Source organism: Spirillospora sp. CA-294931, assembly GCF_050946795.1.
Taxonomy (GTDB): domain Bacteria; phylum Actinomycetota; class Actinomycetes; order Streptosporangiales; family Streptosporangiaceae; genus Spirillospora.
Map to the genome: position 1 here is coordinate 3,488,286 of NZ_CP192006.1, position 19,098 is coordinate 3,507,383.

At 74.4% G+C, this 19,098-nt stretch carries 16 protein-coding genes; 6 read left to right on the forward strand and 10 right to left on the reverse strand.

All coding sequences use genetic code 11. From position 1 onward, the window contains the following. The first annotated feature begins 66 nt into the window (after positions 1 to 66). From ACQPY4_RS15570 to ACQPY4_RS15580, 3 genes are all read left to right on the forward strand, one after another. On the forward strand, positions 67 to 1,197 hold the full coding sequence (locus ACQPY4_RS15570) for an exonuclease SbcCD subunit D (RefSeq protein WP_433336853.1): 1,131 nt from the start codon (positions 67 to 69) through the stop codon (positions 1,195 to 1,197). Further along, positions 1,194 to 4,178, forward strand: coding sequence for an AAA family ATPase (locus ACQPY4_RS15575; protein WP_433336855.1), 2,985 nt, complete (start codon positions 1,194 to 1,196; stop codon positions 4,176 to 4,178). Before ACQPY4_RS15570 ends, ACQPY4_RS15575 begins: the two co-directional genes overlap by 4 nt. Positions 4,179 to 4,240: 62 nt before the next feature. Beyond that, positions 4,241 to 6,949: an ATP-binding protein gene (locus tag ACQPY4_RS15580; RefSeq protein WP_433336857.1), complete on the forward strand. Its 2,709-nt coding sequence runs from the start codon at positions 4,241 to 4,243 to the stop codon at positions 6,947 to 6,949. On the opposite strand, the gene ACQPY4_RS15585 is transcribed toward ACQPY4_RS15580, so the two are convergent. The 7 genes from ACQPY4_RS15585 to ACQPY4_RS15615 form a co-directional block, all read right to left on the reverse strand. Beyond that, complete coding sequence (locus tag ACQPY4_RS15585; RefSeq protein WP_433336859.1) at positions 6,913 to 8,184, reverse strand: ABC transporter substrate-binding protein; 1,272 nt, start codon at positions 8,182 to 8,184, stop codon at positions 6,913 to 6,915. The two genes, ACQPY4_RS15580 and ACQPY4_RS15585, sit on opposite strands and share 37 nt — an antisense overlap. 17 nt (positions 8,185 to 8,201) lie before the next feature. Next, on the reverse strand, positions 8,202 to 9,317 hold the full coding sequence (locus ACQPY4_RS15590) for a branched-chain amino acid ABC transporter permease (RefSeq protein WP_433336861.1): 1,116 nt from the start codon (positions 9,315 to 9,317) through the stop codon (positions 8,202 to 8,204). After that, the gene (locus ACQPY4_RS15595) at positions 9,314 to 10,201 is read right to left on the reverse strand and encodes a branched-chain amino acid ABC transporter permease (protein ID WP_433336863.1); all 888 of its coding nucleotides are present in this window, start codon (positions 10,199 to 10,201) and stop codon (positions 9,314 to 9,316) included. Before ACQPY4_RS15595 ends, ACQPY4_RS15590 begins: the two co-directional genes overlap by 4 nt. Beyond that, positions 10,194 to 12,053 (reverse strand): AMP-dependent synthetase/ligase, encoded by a 1,860-nt coding sequence (locus tag ACQPY4_RS15600; protein ID WP_433336865.1) that lies wholly within the window; start codon positions 12,051 to 12,053, stop codon positions 10,194 to 10,196. The genes ACQPY4_RS15595 and ACQPY4_RS15600 overlap by 8 nt, the downstream gene beginning before the upstream one ends. Continuing rightward, positions 12,050 to 12,820, reverse strand: a complete 771-nt coding sequence (locus tag ACQPY4_RS15605; RefSeq protein ID WP_433336867.1) for an ABC transporter ATP-binding protein — start codon at positions 12,818 to 12,820, stop codon at positions 12,050 to 12,052. Before ACQPY4_RS15605 ends, ACQPY4_RS15600 begins: the two co-directional genes overlap by 4 nt. Then, on the reverse strand, positions 12,817 to 13,602 hold the full coding sequence (locus tag ACQPY4_RS15610) for an ABC transporter ATP-binding protein (RefSeq protein ID WP_433336869.1): 786 nt from the start codon (positions 13,600 to 13,602) through the stop codon (positions 12,817 to 12,819). The genes ACQPY4_RS15605 and ACQPY4_RS15610 overlap by 4 nt, the downstream gene beginning before the upstream one ends. 118 nt (positions 13,603 to 13,720) lie before the next feature. Next, complete coding sequence (locus tag ACQPY4_RS15615) at positions 13,721 to 14,089, reverse strand: PH domain-containing protein (protein ID WP_433336871.1); 369 nt, start codon at positions 14,087 to 14,089, stop codon at positions 13,721 to 13,723. Between the two features lie 169 nt (positions 14,090 to 14,258). Here ACQPY4_RS15615 and ACQPY4_RS15620 point away from each other — a divergent pair, with 169 nt between their 5' ends. After that, positions 14,259 to 14,816 carry a hypothetical protein gene (locus ACQPY4_RS15620; RefSeq protein WP_433336873.1) on the forward strand — a complete coding sequence of 186 codons (558 nt, stop codon included), beginning with the start codon at positions 14,259 to 14,261 and terminating at the stop codon, positions 14,814 to 14,816. After that, complete coding sequence (locus ACQPY4_RS15625; RefSeq protein ID WP_433336875.1) at positions 14,813 to 15,847, forward strand: PrsW family intramembrane metalloprotease; 1,035 nt, start codon at positions 14,813 to 14,815, stop codon at positions 15,845 to 15,847. Before ACQPY4_RS15620 ends, ACQPY4_RS15625 begins: the two co-directional genes overlap by 4 nt. Here the strand turns inward: ACQPY4_RS15625 and ACQPY4_RS15630 are convergent, their stop codons facing one another. After that, positions 15,848 to 16,591 carry an AraC family transcriptional regulator gene (locus ACQPY4_RS15630; RefSeq protein ID WP_433336877.1) on the reverse strand — a complete coding sequence of 248 codons (744 nt, stop codon included), beginning with the start codon at positions 16,589 to 16,591 and terminating at the stop codon, positions 15,848 to 15,850. It lies immediately after the preceding gene. 54 nt (positions 16,592 to 16,645) lie between these two features. Here ACQPY4_RS15630 and ACQPY4_RS15635 point away from each other — a divergent pair, with 54 nt between their 5' ends. Next, positions 16,646 to 17,833 carry an MFS transporter gene (locus ACQPY4_RS15635; RefSeq protein WP_433336879.1) on the forward strand — a complete coding sequence of 396 codons (1,188 nt, stop codon included), beginning with the start codon at positions 16,646 to 16,648 and terminating at the stop codon, positions 17,831 to 17,833. Between the two features lie 18 nt (positions 17,834 to 17,851). Here the strand turns inward: ACQPY4_RS15635 and ACQPY4_RS15640 are convergent, their stop codons facing one another. Next, the gene (locus ACQPY4_RS15640; protein ID WP_433336881.1) at positions 17,852 to 18,172 is read right to left on the reverse strand and encodes a GroES family chaperonin; all 321 of its coding nucleotides are present in this window, start codon (positions 18,170 to 18,172) and stop codon (positions 17,852 to 17,854) included. 9 nt (positions 18,173 to 18,181) lie between these two features. Further along, positions 18,182 to 19,090 (reverse strand): NAD-dependent epimerase/dehydratase family protein, encoded by a 909-nt coding sequence (locus ACQPY4_RS15645; RefSeq protein ID WP_433336883.1) that lies wholly within the window; start codon positions 19,088 to 19,090, stop codon positions 18,182 to 18,184. Positions 19,091 to 19,098 lie beyond the last annotated feature (8 nt).

The window sequence follows — 19,098 nt, forward strand, 5'->3', positions numbered from 1 at the left end:
TGATCTGGGGCATGTCGGCGTTTCTGCGCCGGATGTGACGGTGCCCGTGCCTAGGGTGGCGGCGACATGCGACTTCTCCACACCTCCGACTGGCATCTGGGCAGGTCGTTCCATCGCGAAGACCTCCTGCGCGCCCAGGCCGACTTCGTCGACCACCTGGTCGAGACCGTGCGTGCGGAGCGGGTCGACTGCGTGCTTGTCTCGGGCGACGTCTACGACCGCGCGCTGCCCGCCGTCGACGCGGTCCGGCTGTGCAACGAGGCGCTCGAGCGGCTCGGCGCGCTGACCCGGGTGGTGCTCATCGCGGGCAACCACGACTCGGCCCGCCGCCTGGGCTTCGGCTCGGGGCTCATGGACGCCTCCGGCGTGCACCTGCGCACCGACCCGGCCAGGGTCGGGGAGCCGGTCATCGTCGGCGACGCCGCGATCTACGGCATCCCCTACCTGGAGCCCGAGCTCGTCCGCCACCCCTGGGACCTCCCCGAACGCAGCCACGCCGCCGCGCTCACCGAGGCCGTCCGGCGGGTCCGCGCCGACCACGCCGCGCGCGCCGGGCTGCGCTCGGTCGTGCTGGCCCACGCGTTCGTCAGCGGCGGCGAGGCCAGCGACAGCGAGCGCGACATCTCCGTGGGCGGCGCCGTCCACGTCCCGGCGTCGGTCTTCGAGGGCATCGACTACGTGGCGCTCGGGCACCTGCACGGGCGCCAGCGCATGACCGACCGCGTCCGCTACTCGGGGTCGCCGCTGGCCTACTCGTTCTCCGAGGAGCGGCACCTCAAGGGCTCCTGGCTGGTCGACCTGCGCGACGGCGCGCTGTCCGCCGAGTTCGTCGAGGCTCCCGTCCCGCGCCGGCTGGGACGGATCCGGGGACGCCTGGACGACCTGCTCGACGACCCGGCGCTGGACAGGCACGAGAGCAGCTGGCTCCAGGTGACGCTGACCGACGCGCGGCGCCCGGACGGGGCCATGGAGCGCGTGCGCCGCCGCTTCCCCCACGCGCTGGTCCTCGGCTTCGAGCCCGAAGACGGGCACGGCCGCCAGACCCGGTCCTGGTCCGAGCGGGTCCGCGAGCGGGGCGAGCTCGACATCGCGGGCGACTTCGTCGCCGAGGTCTCCGGGGCCGGGGCGGACGAGGCCGAGCGCGCGCTGCTGCACCAGGCGTTCGAGGCGTGCCGCCAGAAGGAGGCCCTGGCATGAGGCTGCACCGGCTCACCGTCACCGCGTTCGGCCCCTTCTCCGGCACCGAGGAGATCGACTTCGACGCGCTCTCGGACGCCGGGCTGTTCCTGATCCAGGGCCCGACGGGCGCGGGCAAGACCAGCGTCCTGGACGCGGTGTGCTTCGCCCTCTACGGCCAGGTGCCCGGCGTCCGCAACGCCGTCAAGGGGCTGCGCAGCGACCACGCGCGCCCGGAGACCGGGCCCGAGGTGACGCTGGAGGCGACCGTCCGGGGCCGCCGCCTGCGCGTGACCCGCTCGCCCGCCTGGGAGCGCCCCAAGAAGCGCGGCACCGGCACGACCACCGAGCAGGCCCGGGTCGTCCTGGAGGAGTTCGAGCACGGCGCCTGGGTCGGCCTGTCCACCCGGCTGGACGAGGCGGGCGATCTGATCGGCCGCCTGCTGGGCATGACCGCCGCCCAGTTCACCCAGGTGGCGATGCTGCCCCAGGGCGAGTTCGCGAGCTTCCTGCGCGCGGGTGCCGACGAGCGCCGCAAGGTGCTGGAGCGGCTGTTCGCCACCGAGGTCTTCACCCAGGTCGAGAAGTGGCTCGCCGACCGCCGCGCCGCGACCCGCCGCGAGGCGGGCGACCTGCGCGACGCCGCGGGGGCCGTGGCCGGGCGGGTGGCCGAGACCACCGGCGCCGCCGTCCCGGAGATCAGCGAGGACGCGCCCGACTCCGTCGCCGTCCTGCCCGCCTGGGCCGCCGAGCTGGCCGGGCAGCACGCCGCGATCGACGAGGCCGCCGCCGCCCGGCGCGCCGAGGCCGGGGAGGCGCTCGCCGCCGCCCGCGCCGCCCTGGAGACCGGACGGTCCCTCGCCCGGCTCCAGGCCCGCCGCCAGGACGCCCTGCACCGCCGCGAGGCGCTGCGCGCCCGCGCGGACGAGCGCTCCGACCTGGCCGCCCGCCTCGACGCCGCCGCCCGCGCCGACCGGGTCGTCCCGCTGATCCGGGCCGTCGAGGAACGCGCAGCCCGCGCCCGCCAGGCCCAGCGCTGGGCCGAGGAGACGCGCTCGCGCGTGGGCCCGCTCGTCCCGCCGGGCGCCTCGGAGGACGTGCTGGCCAAGTCCGAGCGCTCCCGGCGCGACGAGATCGCGAACCTGGCGTCCCGGCGCGGCACCGCCGCGCGGCTGCGCGCGCTGGAGGCCGAACGCGAGACGCTCGCCCGCGAGGCCGGGCGCCTGGACCCCGAAGAGGCGCGTGTCGCGGCCGCTCTCGACGAGCTGCCCGCCCGCGTCGCCGAGCTGCGCGGTCACCTGGAGTCGGCGCGGCTCGCCGCCGCGGGCCGCTCGGGCGCCGAGTCCGACGTCCAGGACGCCGCCCGCCGCCTCGCCGCCGCCGAGCGCCGCGAGGTCGTCACCCGCGGCCTGGCCGACGCCGAGGACGCGCTGCGCCAGGCGGTCGACGACGCCCAGCAGGCCCGCGACCGCTTCCAGGAGCTGCGGCAGGCCCGCCTCGAAGGCATGGCCGCCGCCCTGGCCGAAGACCTGGAGCCCGGCGAGCCCTGCCGGGTCTGCGGCTCGCCCGAGCACCCCACGCCCGCCGCGTCCCTCGGCCTGATCCCCGGTGACGACGACGAGGACCGGGCCGCCGCCGACTACGACCGCGCCCAGAGCGACCGCGAGGACGCCGCCGGACGCGTCGAGTCGCTGCGCGCCGAGCGCGACGCGGCCCTGGAGACCGCCGGGGAGGAGCCGGTGTCCGCGCTCGCCGCCGCGCTGTCCGCCGCCGAGAGGGCCCTGGCCGACCTCGACGGCGCCGCCGCCGAGGCCGAGCGCCACGAGCAGGAGCTGGGCCGCGCCGAGCTCGACCACGAGCGGCACCGTTCCCGCCACGACGAGATCACCCGCGCCCTCACCGAGATCCGCGCGCGCGACGGCGAGCTGGCCGCCGAGCGCGACCGGCTCCGCGCCGAGCTCGACGAGGCCCGTGGCGACGACCCCAGCCTGGAGGCCCGGGTCGACCGCCTGGCCCGCGAGGCCGACGCGCTGGCCGAGGCGCTGGAGGCGCTGCGCGAGTCCGGACGCGCCGCCGAGGAGCTGGCCGCCGCCCGCGCGAGCGCCGCCGCAGCGGCCGCCGCCGAGGGGTTCCGCACCCCCGACGAGGTGTCGGGGGCCGCGCTCGACGACGAGGACCAGGCCCGGCTGCGCGACCGCGCCCGCCGGTTCGAGGACGAGGAGGCCGCGCTCCGCTCGATCCTCACCGACCCCGAGGTGACGGCGGCGGCCGCCGAGCCGCCGCCCGACCTGCCCGCCCTCGAATCCGCGCTGGCCGCCGCCGACCACGCGCACACCCGCTCGGCCTCCGCGTCCGACCGGGCCCGGCACCGCCGCACCCGCCTCGCCGAGCTGCGCGCCGACCTGGCCGCCGCCCTGAGCGCCTGGCGTCCCGCCGCCGAGCGCCACACCGTCGCCGCCCGCCTGGCGGGCCTGGCCTCGGGACAGTCGCCCGACAACCGGCTCAGCATGCGCCTGTCGGCCTACGTGCTGGCGGCGCGCCTGGAGCAGGTCGTCGCGGCGGCCAACGAACGCCTGGCCCGCATGTCGGCGGGCCGCTACGCCCTGCTGCACACCACCGACAAGGCGGCGGGCGACCGCCGGGGCGGCAGCGGCGGTCTCGGCCTGCGCGTGGTCGACGCCTGGACCGGCCAGGAGCGCGACCCCGTCACCCTGTCCGGGGGCGAGTCCTTCATCACCTCGCTGGCCCTGGCCCTCGGGCTGGCCGACGTCGTCACCGCCGAGGCGGGCGGCACCGAGATCAACACCCTCTTCGTCGACGAGGGGTTCGGCACCCTCGACGAAGAGACCCTCGACGAGGTCATGGACGTCCTGGACGCCCTGCGCGACGGCGGTCGCGCCGTCGGCATCGTCAGCCACGTGGCCGAGCTGCGCACCCGCATCCCCGCCCAGCTCCGCCTGACCAAGCACCGCACCGGCTCCAGGGTCACCGTCACCGCGTAAATCCCCGGTTTGTCAGTGGAATGCCGGATGCCGGGCGGCGCGCCGGTGCGGATACTGGGCGCATGGCGAACGGGGGCCCGCCGGTCGGGCGCGAGATCGAGCTGGCCGGGCTGGACGAGCTGGTCGACGGGGTCGCGGTGGGGCGCGGGGGCGTCCTGCTGGTGCGGGGCGAGGCCGGCATCGGAAAGACCCGGCTGCTGGGCGAGGCGGCCCGGCGCGCCCGGGTGGGCGGGCTGGTCGTCCTGACGGGGCGGGCGGTCGAGGGCGGGGGCGCCTACCGTCCGCTGGCCGAGGCGCTCGCGGGGCGGCCCCTTCCGGACGCCGAGCCGCTGCGGCCCTACCGCGCCGCGCTGGGACGGCTGTCCCCCGAGTGGGCGGGGGAGCCGTCGCCTTCGAACGTCGATCCCGTGGTCGTGCTGGGCCAGGGGCTGGTGCGGCTGCTGGGAATCCTCGGCGGGTCGCGCGGGTGCCTGCTGATCCTGGAGGACCTGCACTGGGCGGACGCCGACACGCTCGCCGTCCTGGAGTATCTCAGCGGAGCCCTGCTCGGCTCCTCGGTGCTCGTCGCCGCCTCGGCGCGCGACGAGGGCGGTCACGCCCCCGTGCTCGACCGCATCGGGAGGCGGCCCGAGGTCGCGCTGATGGGTCTGGGACGGCTGAGCCCCGCCGAGACGATCGAGCTGGCGGAGAGGTGCGCGCCCTCGCTTCCCGGGCGCGTGCGGCGCGCGGTGGTGGAGAAGTCGGATGGATTGCCCTTCCTGGTCGAGGAACTGGTCGCCGACGGGGTGGCGGGCGGTGTTCCGCCGACGTTCGCCGGGATGGTCGAGGTGCGGCTGCGGGCGCTGGGGCCGCGCAGGCGCCGGGTCGTGGAGGCCGCCGCCGTGCTCGGCGAGCCGGATTGGACGCTGCTCGGCGCGGTGACCGGGCTCGCCGAGGACGCGGTGCACGGCGCGCTGCGGGCGGCGCAGCCCCGGCTCGTGGTGCCGGAGGGGCGCGGGCTGCGATGGCGGCACGCGCTGACGCGGGAGGCCGTGCTCGCGGCGATCCCGCCCGCCGAGCGCGCCGCGCTGGCCCGGCGCGCGGGCGAGGCGCTGCTGGGACGCGACGAGGTCCGGGCGGCCGAGCTGCTGCGCGCCGCCGGGGACGGCGACCGCGCCGCGGAGATCTTCCTGCGGCTGGCCGCGCGGGATCTCGATCGGGGGGCGCCTCGTGACGCCCGGGCGAAGCTGGAGCGGGCGGGGGACGGCGCGGGGGCCGCCGTCGAGCGCGTCCGGCTGCTGACGCTCCTGGGCGAGGCCGACGCCGCCCTCGCGGCGGGGACCGCGGCGCTGGCCGTCGCCGTCGGTGACGATCACGCACGGCTCTGCCTGCGGCTGGCCGACGCGGCCGTCCTGCTGGGCCACTGGGACGAGGCCGAACGCTATCTGGAGCGCGCGGGCCGTCCGCGGGACCCGCGAGCACTGGTGCTGGCGGCCGACGCGGCCTTCGGCCCCGGCGACCTGGAACGGGCGGAGCTGCTGGCCTCGGCGGCCGTCGAGCGGGCCGAGCACGCCGGAGACGCCGAGGCGCTGTGCCGGGCGCTGATCGTGCGGGGGCGGTGCGCGCTGCGCCGCGACTTCGCGGCCTCACGCGCCTTCTACCGGCGGGCCGCGCGGCACGCCGCCGAGCACGGGCTGCGTCCCTGGCGCGTCACGGCGCTGCTCGGGCTGGCGTTCGTCGAGCTCGACGACGGGCCCTGCTCCCCGGCCCTGGACGAGGCCCGCGCGCTGGCACTGGAGACCGGGCAGCTGGCCGAGGTCGTCCACGCCGACCTTCTCCAGATCGAGCGCCGCTACACCGCCGAGGGGCCGCGCGCCGCCGCGGCCCTGGCCGAGGAGACCGCCGAGCTGGCCGGGCGGCTGGGCCTGCCGGGCCACCAGGTCGTCGCCGAGCTGTTCATCGCCTTCGCCCGGGCCGTGAGGGGCGAGGTCGAGGGGGCGTCGGCCGCGCTGGACGCCGCGCGGAGCCGTCCGGCGGCGCCGGTGGAGATCGAGGCGATGGCCCACGCCGTGTGGGGCCTCCGCGAGCTGATGGACCACGACCTCGCCGCCGCCGACCGGTGCTACGACGCGGCGATGCGGATCCTGGAGGGCCGCCACGAGACCGTCATGGTCGCCGAATGGGGGCTCTGGGCGCTGATCAGGTCGGTCCTGGGGGACGACGGCGCCCGCGAGACCCTGCGGGGGTCCAGCGAGGTGTTCCGGCGCGTCAACCGGGGCGCGCTGCACTACGCCGACGCGGTCGCGGCCGGGCGCGAGGGACGTCCCGAGGCGGCCGCGCTCTTCGCGGCCGGAGACCGGGCGCTGGTCCACCATCCGTGGTGGCGGCGCCTGTGCCGCCTCCTGGCGCTGGAGGCGGCGGTGACCTGCGGCTGGGGCGACCCGGTGCCCGAGCTCCGGGCCGACCTGGCCGCCTACGAGCGCACGGGCGAGGAGGCGTTCGCCCGCACCGCGCGCGACCTGCTCCGCCGGGCCGGGGCGCCGGCCCGGCGGGGACGCGGCCTGACCTCGGTGCCTCCCGAGCTGCGCGCGGCGGGCGTCACCAGCCGCGAGATGGACGTGCTGACGCTGGTCGGCGAGGGCCTGACCGACCGGCAGGTCGCCGAGCGGCTGTTCCTCTCCCCGCGCACGGTCGAGACCCACGTGGCCAGCCTGCTGGCCAAGACGGGCGCGGCCGGTCGCGCGCAGCTGCGGGCTCAGAGCTTGCCGAAGCAGGGCGCGTCGAGCTTGTAGCCCATCGCGGTGGGACCGGTGAACGCCTCCTTGACGACCTTCACGCCGGTGGGCTGGGTCTCGTCGGGCTTGGCGATGAGCGTGGTGCGGACGGCGCCCGCGTTGGAGTCGCCCTTGAAGTTGCCCGCGCCGGACGGCAGCGTCCCCTCGTAGTCGACGCGGTCGATCTGCTTGACGGCCGTGAGCAGCCCGTCGCGGGTGAGGTCCTTGTTCGCCGCCGCCTTCTGCAGCGCGGCCTTGAGCGGATAGGACCACACCCAACCGGCGGTGTAGCCGTCGTTGGGGTCGACCTTGCCGATGGCCTCGCGCATCGCCTTGTGGCCCGCCGTCTCGGACTGGAACGGCGACCACGGCGCCGACTGGAGGTACTGCGCCTTGATCGCGGGCGCCGCCGGGCTCTTGAGCAGGCCCTTGTTCCAGCTCGGGCTGGTGCCGATGTAGCGGCCCTTGAAGCCGCGCGCCGCGGCCTGCCCGATGACGGTGCCGGCGTCGACCGGGCCCGTGGTCAGGACGACCAGGTCGGGCTTGCCCTTGACGATGGCGTCCACGGCCCTGCCCTGGTTGTCCTGGCCCTGCGGCGTCTCGACGGCGGAGAACTTCAGCTTCTGCGCCGTCGCGGCCGCCTTGGCCCCGGCGGCCGCGTCGGCGCCGTAGTCACCGGCGTAGTGGACGGCCATGACGCTCTTGGGCGCGCTCGTCTGGACGGCGTAGTCGACCGCGTTCATCGACTCGACGCAGTAGTTGGCGCCCGACTCCAGGATGACGTCCTCGAAGTTCCACGCCGAGGTCCACGACGCCGGGGTGGCCACGACCTTGCTGCTCTTCATGTCGCGGATGATCGCGGCCGTCGTCGGCGACCCGAGCGTCTGCGCCAGCGCCAGCACCTTGCCCTTGATCTCCTGGTAGACCTGGTTGTGGGTCTCGGGGTTGTACTTGTTGTCGCGGATGTACTTGGTGACGTCGATGTCGTAGCCGCCGATGCCGCCCTGCTGGTTGACCCGCTTCCAGAACGCCTTCTGCGCGTCGGTGATCGGGACGGCCAGGGCCTTGAACGGCCCGACGGTCAGGTCGGAGATGATCCCGAGATAGATGCATCCGTTCTTCTTGTTCACCGCGTTCGGGCAGGCGTCCTCGGTGACGCCGGGCGCCTTGGCGTCCTCGTCGCCCCGGAACACCCCGCAGCCGCCGAGCACGAGCGTTGCCGCGACCGCCGCCGCGCCGATCCTTTTGTTCATCGTGGCTCCCTAAGGGCTCAATGCGAGAAGGGCCAGGCCTTCCAGTAGTTGCGGACCCGGGTCCAGATCCCGAACAGGCCGCGGGGCTCCAGGACGAGGAAGACGATGATGAGCAGCCCGTACAGGACCGTCTCGACCTGGAAGACGTTCGGGGTCTGTTTGGACTCCGAGCTGACGAACGGGAGCACCCCGGGAAGCTCCCGGGTCAGGCGGGGCAGCAGCGTGACGAACATCGCGCCCATGATCGAGCCGGAGATCGTGGCGGCGCCGCCGATCAGGATCATCGCGATGAACTGCACCGACAGCAGCAGGTTGAACGAGCCGGGGTCGAAGAAGCCCGTCACCGTGTACATCAGCGCGCCCGCGACGCCCGCGTAGAACGAGGAGATCGCGAACGCCAGCAGCTTCACCCGGCGCGGGTCGACCCCGATGATGGCGGCGGCGAGGTCGCGGTCGCGGACGGCCGCGAACGCCCGCCCGATCCGCGAGCGCACCAGGTTGCGGGCCAGGACGGCGAACACCACGAGCAGGACGAGCATCAGCAAGTAGAGCTTCTGCTCCTTGCTGTACACGCCCGCCTCGTCCAGCCGGACCCCGAACAACTCGGGAACGGCGGCGGGGCGCCCCACGCCGGGGCCGCCGGTCAGCTCGTCCCACTCCTTGAAGACGTGCTCGCCGAGGAAGACCAGCCCGAGCGTCACGATCGCCAGGTACAGGCCGCGCAGCCGCGTGGCCAGCGGCGCGACGATCACGCCCGCGACCGCCGCCGCCAGGCCCGCCGCGAGCAGCCACACCGGCAGGAACGTGACGCCGAGGCCGATGACCTTCCCGTCCGGGTCGCCCGACAGCGCCGCCGCCGTGTACGCGCCGATCGCCAGGAAGAACGCGTGGCCGAGGGAGATCTGCCCGGCGTACCCGGTGACGAGGTTGAGCCCGATGGCGCCGATCGAGGCGACCATCCCGACCGCGAGCAGCTGCAGGATGTCGTCGGCGAGCATGAACGGCGCCAGCGCGGCGACCGTCAGCAGCGCGGCGAGCCATCGCCGCTTGGCGCCGGTGTCGAGCAGGGCCATGTCCTGCTTGTAGGAGGTGTAGAGCAGCGGCCTGCCGCGCGGCCTGGTGCCGGTGATCACACGCGTTCCACCTCCGGCGTCCCGAACAGCCCGTACGGTCTGACCAGCAGGACCAGCAGCATCAGGACGTAGGGCGAGACCACGGCGAAGTTCTGGCCCAGCCAGGGCGCGAGATCGGCCTGGTAGGTGCCCACCAGCGACTCCGCCAGCCCGACCGCGAGCCCGCCCGCGACCGCCCCGCCCAGCGAGTCGAGCCCGCCCAGGATGATCGCGGGCAGCGCCTTGAGCGCGATGATCCACAGGTTCTGGTCGACGCTGGCGCCGGTTCCGGCGAGCACGCCCGCGATGGCCGCCAGGCCCCCGGCCATCGCCCACGACACCGCGAACACCGCCCCCACCGACACGCCCTGCGCGAGCGCCGTCTCCTGGTCGTAGGCCGCCGCCCGCATCGCCAGACCGAAGCGGGCGTAGCGGAAGAACGCCGCCAGCGCCGCGACCATGACCGCCGCCGTCAGCGCCATCGCCAGATATCGCTGCTGGACGGGCACCCCGAGGATTCCCACGGTCTCCAGCCCCCACGGGTCGCCGACCTGCCGGACGTCCAGCCCGATGAACCCGTTCACCACGACCCGGATCACGATGTCGAGCCCCAGCGTGATGATCGCGACCGCGAACACCGGCTTGCCGATCATCGGCCGCACCGCCACCCGCTCGACCCCGAGCGCCAGCAGCGCCACCGCCACGGCCGCCAGCGGCACCGCCGCGTAGAACCCCACGTCGGCGGCCAGATACGTGACCAGCACGGCCCCCGCCAGCATGAACGCCGGCTGCGCGAAGCTGATCACCCGCGTCGACTTGTAGATGATCACAAACCCCAGCGCCAGCAACGCGTAGATCGACCCGTTCCCCACCCCCCGAGCCACGCTCTGCCAAAACTCAGTCATTCCGGCCTCCGTAGAGCGCGTCGATCAGGGGGGCGAAGGTGCGTTCGACGGCGGGGCGCTTGACCTTCTGGGTGGCGGTGAGCTCGCCGTCCTCGTGGTCGAGCTCCTTGGGCAGGAGGCGGAAGTCCTTGATCTGCTCGGGCCGGGCCAGGCCGTCGTTGACGCGGTCGACGATCTCCTGGACCAGGGCGCGGACCTCCTCGCGCTCGGACAGGTCGCGGTAGGTGGTGTACGGGACGCGGCGCGCGGTGGCCCACTCGCCGACCGTGTCGGGCTCGATGCCGATCAGCGCGGTCAGATAGGGGCGGCGGTCGCCGATCACGATGGCCTCCTTCACGAACGGGGAGACCTTGAGCTCGTTCTCGATCAGGGGCGCGGCCACGTTCTTGCCGCCCGAGGTGATGATGAGCTCCTTGGCGCGGCCCGTGATGCGCAGGTGGCCGCCCTCCCAGGCGCCCAGGTCGCCGGTGCGCAGCCAGCCGCCGGCATCGACGACGCGGCGGGTGGCGTCCTCGTCGCGCCAGTACCCGGCGAAGACGCCCGGATGGCGGGTGAGGATCTCGCCGGTGTCCTCGTCCAGCCGGACCTCGCACCCCGGGTGGGGCTCGCCGACCGTGCCGAGCGCGACCCGGCCCGGGCGGTTGGCCGTCGCGACCGCGGTGTTCTCGGTCATGCCGTACACCTCGTGCATCGGGACGCCGATGCCCATGAAGAACTTCAGCACCTCGGGCGCGATCGGCGCGGCCCCCGAGGCGGCGTAGCGGACGCGGCGCATCCCGATCCGCTCGCGCAGCGCGCGGTAGCAGAACACCCAGCCCACCGCGTACAGCAGCCGCGTGGCCGGGGTCGGGCGGCCGCCGGTGCGCACGAGGGTCGCGCCGATCCGGTCGGCGAGCCGCAGCCAGAACCGGGCCGTCCAGCGCTTGACCGGGGTGGCCGAGCCGAGCCGGATCTCCACCCCGGCCAGCACCTTCTCCCAGATGCGCGGGACGCCGAACAGGATCGTCGGCTGGACCTCGCGCAGGTTGGCCGGGACGGTCTCGATCGACTCGGCGAAGTTGACCTGGACGCCGCCCGCCGCGTTGAACCAGACCGTGAAGACGCGCTCGGCCACATGGCACAGCGGCAGGTAGGACAGGATCAGGTCGCGCGGCCGCGGCGGCGGGTCGGTGAAGCCGCCCTCCTCGACCAGCGTCCGCACCGCGAACTCCACGTTGGCGACGGTCAGCATCGCGCCCTTGGGCGGGCCGGTCGTCCCGGAGGTGTAGACGAGCGCCATGACGTCGTCGGCGCGCGCGGCTTCCATCCGCTCCTCGACGGCGCCGGGGAACTCCTCACGGTGGCGCCGCCCCAGCTCGCACAGCTCGTCCCACGACATCAGCAGCGGGTCGGTGTAGACGCCCTCGATGCCGCGCGGCTCGACGTACACGACGCGTTCGAGCTCGGGCAGCTCGGCCGCGACCGCCAGGGCCTTGTCGACCTGCTCCTGGTCCTCGGCGATGAGGATCTTCGAGCCCGAGTGGCGCAGCAGGTAGGCCACCTCCGACGCCGGATTGGTCGGGTACAGGCCCATCGTCGTCCCGCGCACGGCCACCGTGGCCAGGTCGGCGTAGAGCCATTCGGGACGGTTCTCGGCGTGCACCGCGACCCGGTCGCCCGGCGCGACGCCCAGCGCCAGCAGCGCGTGCGCCACGGTCAGGACGGTGTCCCAGTACCCGGCCCAGGTGACCTCCTGCCAGATGCCGAGGTCCTTCTCGCGCATCGCGACCCGTTTCGGCACGGCCGCCGCGCGGTCGCGGACGCGGGTGACGATGGTGGTGGCCGTCGCGGCCTTGGTCGCCGTGTCCGTCATGGTCCCGCCTCCCCGAGATAGGCCCGGATGACGTCGGGGTGCGCGCGGATGTCGGACGGTGTCCCGAGCGCGATCGGGACGCCGAAGTCGACGACCAGCACCCGGTCGGCCAGATCCATGACCAGGCCCATGTCGTGCTCGACGAGGATCATCGCGATGCCGAGCTCGTCGCGGATGTCGAGGATGTACCGGGCCATGTCCTCGGTCTCCTCCAGGTTCATCCCGGCGACGGGTTCGTCCAGCAGGAGCAGGCGCGGCTCCATGGCCAGCGCCCGGCCGAGCTCGACCCGCTTCTGGACGCCGTATGGCAGCAGCCCGACGGTGTGGCGGCGCCACCGCGCCAGCTCCAGGAAGTCGATGATGTCCTCGACCGCCGCGCGCGCCTCCAGCTCCGCCCGCCGGGCCCGGCCCAGCCAGGCCATCGCGGCCAGGGCCCCGTAGCGGGTGCGCTGATGGCGCCCCAGCATCAGGTTGTCCAGGACGGTGAGCCCCGAGAACAGCTCGACGTTCTGGAACGTGCGGGCGACGCCCAGCCCGGCGATCTCGTGCGGGCGCCGTCCCAGCAGGTCGCGGCCCTGGAACCGGACGCGGCCCGACTGCGGCCGGTACACGCCGGAGATCACGTTGAAGATCGAGGTCTTGCCCGCGCCGTTGGGGCCGATGACCGCCAGCAGCTCGCGGTCGCCCACGCCGAACGAGACGCCGTCGATCGCCGCGACCCCGGCGAAGGACAGCCGCACGTCCGACAGTTCCAGGATCGGGGTCACGAGAGCCACCGCTTCCGCCGCCGGTAGTGCTTGACGTCGCGGAACGAGCGGGCCGCGCCCTCGGCGCCGAGACCCAGGTAGAACTCGCGGATGTCGTCGTCGCTGAGCAGCTCGCGCGCCGGGCGGTCCATGACGATCCGGCCGGTCTCCAGCACGTAGCCGTGCGCGGCGATCTCCAGCGCCATCGTGGCGTTCTGCTCGACCAGCAGCACCGTGGTGCCCTGCCGGTTGATCTCCACGATGATGTCGCGGATCTGCTCCACCAGCCGGGGCGCCAGGCCGAGGCTGGGCTCGTCCAGCAGGAGCAGCCGGGGCTCGGACATCAGCGCGCGGCCGACCGCCAGCATCTGCTGCTCGCCGCCCGACAGGTAGCCCGCCGTCCGCGACCGCCGCTCCTTGATCACCGGGAACAGCCCGTAGACCCGGTCCAGGCCCTCGGCCAGCCGGGAGGGCGCGGTGTGCCCGCCCAGCCGCAGGTTCTCCTCGACGGTCAGCTCGGCGAAGATCCGCCGTCCCTCCATGACCTGCCGGACGCCCCGGCGGACCACTCGGGTCGGGCCCAGCCGGTGGATCGGCTCGCCGTCCAGCAGGATCCGGCCCTTGGTGATCTCGCCGTCGTGCACGTCGAGGAGCCCGGAGATCGCGCGCAGCAACGTGGTCTTCCCGGCGCCGTTGGCGCCGAGGAGCGCGACGATCTCCCCGTCCGGCACTTCGAGGCTGACGCCCCGCAGGACCAGGATGACCTCGTGGTAGACGACCTCGAGATTCCGCACACTCAGCATGAGCGCCGCCCGTTTGGAGGAACGTGACCCGGCTCGGTGTGAGGAGTGTGACCTAGGTCTCAGAGTCTGACAAGGCCGTTTTTCTATCCATTTATGACCGACAGGTTGGGACGGGATATCAGGGCGAGATGTACCCCAAGATCACATTGTGGACGTGATGGCTCTTGTGGTCGCCCCGGAACTCGACCTCGTAGGTGTGCGTGCCGACATGGATCGCGATCGACCCGGTGGAGAAGTACGACCCGGCCCACGACTTGTTGCTCAGCACGCTGACCGAGGTGATCTTCGAGTAGGGGACGCTGGTGATCGCCACCTTCTTGCCCACGAACGACTTGTCCTGCACGATCACCCGGCGGTTGGTCAGCCCGATGAAGCCCGTCCCCGCGCCGATCGCGTCGTACACCGCGATGATCTGCTCGCCCGGGAGCAGCCCGCTCTCGATCTGCTTGAGCTGGCCGCCCCTGTCGTGCGGAATTCCGTTCCCCATGTGCGTCCTCTCGTCCCGGCGTCATCCTCTTCGACGAGATCGCGGCCCCGTCCGTTCCCGGCCGCGGGCCTGACCCGGCACCCCCGAACCGTCTCCGGGCGGGTCGGGTGGACGCGCCCGGACCCGTCCGTCGTAAATTGTTTTCATCAGGGGCGTGGGGGTGGTCGACATGACGAGTCTCCTGGTCATGGTCGGTGCCGGGGTGGCGCTGACGGCGGGATGGCCGCTGCTGAACGCCGTCCTGCCCGACACCGAGCGGCTGCGCGCCGGAAGCACGCTCACGCTGAGCCCCGGCGCCGTCGCGGGCGACGGGGACGCCCCCAAGTCCGCCCGTTTCACCGTCGGACGGGGCTGGACGATGAGCCGCTCGGAGAGCAACCCCCGCAACGGCTACCGGCTGCGGCACGGCACCGTCGAGCTCGCCGTCGCCTATCTGATGCCGCCCCGCGCGGCGCGCGCGCACCAGTTCTGGTCCGGGCTCAGGGAGACCGTGAAGATCGCCGACGCCGGGGCCCGCCTCGGGCGGCCGAACCCGGTCACCAACGCCCGCGGCACGTCCGGCGTCACCGGCACGCTCGACCACGCCGGCCGGACGGGACGCGCGTCGATCTTCCCGAGCCGCGCGGGCGACTACGCCGTCGAGATCCAGATCCTCGGCCCGCCCGGCGCCCGCCGCGGCGACCGGGCCGAGGCCGAGCGCGTGGCCGGCACGCTCACGCTGCCATGACCGGCCCGGCGGCGGCGCGCACGGTCTCCGTCCTGACCTGCCTCTTCGGCCTGGCCGTGCTGGCGTACGCGTTCCGCGGCGCGATCCGCGTCTTCCCCGGAGCCGCCGCCCTGGCCGCGGTGCTCCAGGTGCTCGCGGGCGGGCTCGGGTTCGTGCTCATCCGGCGGTTCCGGCCCGTCCGCAGGCCGCCCGGGCGGGCGTCCGTGGCCTGCCTGGCCTGGGGCGCGACGGCCGCCATCGGCTGCGCCCTGCTGGCCAACGAGGGGCTCCTGGGCGTCTGGGCCAAGACCGCCGGGGTCCGCTTCGCCTCCGACTGGGCCGCCGCGCTCTCCGCGCCGGTCAACGAGGAGATCCTCAAGGTCATCGGGGTGGGCCTGCTCGTCCTCGCGGCCCCCGCCACGACCCGGGGGCCGCTGGACGGACTGGTCTACGGCGCCCTCACCGGCCTGGGCTTCCAGGTCGTGGAGAACTTCACCTACGCCCTCAACCAGATCGTCCAGAGCGGCGCCACCGCGCCCCACCTGGCCGTCATGCAGAGCTTCTTCGTCCGGGTCGGGCTCACCGCGCTGGGCTCCCACTGGGCGATGTCCGCCGTCGCCGGAACCGCCGTCGGGTTCCTGGCGGCCCGGGGAACCCGGGGGATCCCGCAGGCGGTCGCGCTGCTGGCCGCCGCCCTGGCCATGCACGCGTTCTTCGACGCTCCGCTGCTGGTGTTCCCCGCCGGGTTCCTGGTGAAGGTCGCGATCGACTTCGCGGTGGTGGCGGTGCTCTTCCTCGCGCTGCGGCGCGGCTACCTCGACCGGGCCCGCCGCGTCCTGGCCGCCGACGTCGCCGCGGGCGAGGTCACCCCGCACGAGGCGATGTCGCTGCTCAAACGCCGCGCCCGCCGCCTCGCCCTGAACCGCACCCCGCAGGTCCTGCGCGCGGCCGCCGAGCGCCGCCAGCGCGACCTGCTGGACGCCGTCGACCGCCGCGCCGCCGACCCGATGGCCCTCGCCAAAGCGCGCCATCCGAGTTCCCAGCCGGGGTAGCTACAGGCGGTTGTGGGCGCCGGGCGTGTGGCCGTAGGCGCCGCGGAAGACGTCGATGAAGGCGCTGGTCGAGGACCAGCCGCAGCGGCGCGCCACCGACGTCACCGAGGTGCCGTCCGCCAGCATCCGCAGGGCGTGGTACAGGCGCAACTGGGTGCGCCACTGGGGGAAGGTCATGCCGAGTTCGGTGCGGAACAGGCGGCTCAGCGTGCGCTCGCCCACATGTGCCTCGGCGGCCAGCTCGGCGAGGGTCCGCGGGTCGGCGGGCGCGGCGTGCAGGATCGCGCAGATCGCGGCCAGGCGCGGGTCGGTGGGGGAGGGCAGCTGGACGGGCTGCCGCGGCGACGCGTGCAACTGGTCGAGCAGGACGGCCCGCAGGCGGCGGCGCTCGGCGCCCGTGTCCTCGGGGTCGCGGGTGTAGGCCAGGATCAGCTCGCGCAGCAGCGGGCTCACGGTCAGGACGGCCGGGTGGTCGAGCCTGAGCGGGTTGTCGCCGGTGGGCAGGCCCACCAGCCGCAGGTCGATGTCGCCGTGGGCGCGGTGCGCGTGGACGGTTCCGGCCGGGACCCAGATCGCCCGGGTGCCGGGCGCGAACCAGGTGCCCGCGTCGGTCGTGACCGCCAGGACGCCCGAGCCCGCGTACACGATCTGGTGGTCGTCATGCCGATGGGCGTCGATCTCCTCGCCCGCGGACAGCACCTGCGCGCGGGTCGGAGCCTCGGGAGTATGGCGGATATCCGGCATCTCTTGGCATATTATCGGAAGCGCGCCGCCGCTCCCGCGCGTGACCATCGGAGGGTGTCGAGAAAACCCATCACGCTCCTCGCCCTGGGGCACGCCTGCGTGGACGTCTACCAGGGCGCCGTGGCCGCGCTGGTGCCCTACTTCGTCTCCGAGCGCGCCTACGCCTACGCCGCCGCCTCCGGGATCGTGCTGGCCGCGTCCATCCTCTCCTCGGTGGCCCAGCCGCTGTTCGGCGCCTTCACCGACCGGTGGGCGATGCCCTGGCTCCTGCCGGTCAGCACGCTGACGGCCGGTGCCGGGGTCGCGCTCGCGGGCGTCGCGGGCTCCTACCCGCTGACCCTGGTGGTCGTCGCCGTCTCCGGGATCGGGGTGGCCGCCTTCCACCCCGAATCGGCCCGCGCCGCCCGCGTCGCGAGCGGGGGCAGCCACATCGGGATGGGCTGGTACTCCCTCGGCGGCAATCTGGGCTTCGCGACCGCGCCCCTCCTGGTCGCGGCCGTCATCGCCACCGGGGGCCTGCGCGCCTCCCCGCTCCTGGCCGTCCCGGCGGTGGTGGGCGCCGCCCTGTGCGTGGCCGCCCTGCGCGCCGTCCGCGTCCCCGCCACCGGCGCGTCCCCGTCGGGTGGCCCACCGGGACGCGACGACTGGCGGTCCTTCCTGACGATGTCCGGGGCGATCGTCTGCCGCTCGATCGTCTTCGTCGGCCTGAGCGCCTTCGTCTCCCTGTACGCGCGCCAGCGCACCGGCGGCGGCGACGCGGCGGGCACCGCCGCGCTGTTCGTCCTCTACCTCGGCGGCGCCGTCGGCACCGTCGCCGGAGGACGCCTGGCCACCCGCTACGGCCGCGTCGCCGTGGTGCGCTGGTCGTACGCGCTGGCCGCGTTCGCGGTCGCCGGGGTCGTCTTCGTCCCCGGGCCCCCGCTGTACCTGTTCGTCGCGCTGACCTCGGCGGGGCTGTACGTGCCGTTCTCCCTGCACATCACCCTCGGCCAGGACTACCTGCCCGGACGCGTCGGCACCGCCAGCGGCGTCACCCTGGGCCTCACGGTCAGCGTCGGGGGACTCGCGAGCCCCCTCATCGGCGCCACCGCCGACGCCACGTCCCTCCAGACGGCCCTCGCGCCGCTCATCGCCCTGCCCGCCCTCGGCTGGCTCCTGCTCCGCCGCCTCCAGGAACCCGAGATCCCCGCGGCGCTCATCATCCCGGTCGCCGAGGACGCTCCCGGCCTTCACGCCAAGTGATGAACGTCCCTGGCCTGGTCAGAGGTAGAGGCCGGTGCCGTGTTCGGGGCGTTCGCTGGCGATGGCGTGCAGGTCGCGTTCGCGCATGACCAGGTAGTTCTCGCCCTGGATCTCGACTTCGAGCTGGTCGCCGGGGTGGAACAGGACGCGGTCGCCGACCTTGACGGTGCGGACGTGGTGGCCGACGCCGCAGACCTCGCCCCAGGCCAAGCGGTTGGACGCGTCCACCGTCGCGGGGATGACGATGCCGCCGGTACTGCGGCGCTCGCCCGTCTCCTTCTCGACCTTGATCATGACGCGGTCGTGGAGCATCTGGACTTCGAACTTCGGCGCGGACACGCTGGGAGTTTAGCCCTCCCGTGCGGGCAGGGCCGACCAGGCGCCCTCGATGATCTCGGTCAGCGAGGAACGTTCCGGGCGCCAACCGAGGTCGCGGCGGATCGCGGCGGAGTCGGAGACCAGGACGGGCGGCTCGGGCTGCGGGGGCTTGTGGAGGGCCGGGACCGGACGGCCGGTGACGGCCCGGACGGCGTCCACGACCTGGGCCACCGAGGCTCCGGTGCCGCTTCCGACGTTGTAGATCCGCTCCTCGCCGGGTGAGGCCGCGTCCAGGGCCCGGACGTAGGCGGTGGCCAGGTCGTCGACGTGGAGGTACTCGCGGACGGCCGCGCCGTCGCCGTTGATCTCCAGGTGGGGCGCCCGTCCGGCGGCCACGGCGAGGGCCTTGGGGATCAGCCGGGTGCGGTCGGGGTCGCCGCGGCCGTCGACCGAGCCCGCGACGTTGAAGGTCCGCAGGACGACGGCGCCGATCGCGCCGGTGCGGGCGCGGAAGCGGACCAGCTGCTCGGCGGCCAGCTTGGACGCGCCGTAGGGGTTGCCGGGCGCGGGCGGTTCGTCCTCGGGGATGGGCTGGCGCTCCGGCGTCCCGTAGACGGCGGCCGTGGAGCCGTAGACGACCCGCTCGCCGCCGCGCAGGGCGCGCAGGAGGTTGACGGTGCCCTGGACGTTGGTCGCGTAGAAGCCCAGCGGGTCGGCGAACGACTCGCGGACGCGGGTCAGGGCCGCCAGGTGGCACACGGCGTCGTAGGTCCCGAGCGCCACGGGGCCGAGCAGGTCGGCCACGACCGGCCGGACGCGGGGCGGCAGCGCCGCCTCGGGCCCGCGGACCAGGCCGTCGACCTCGTGGCCCGCGGCGACCAGGCGCCGCCCGACCGCGTACCCGACATAGCCCGCCGCACCCGTCACCAGTACCCGCATCGCCCCAG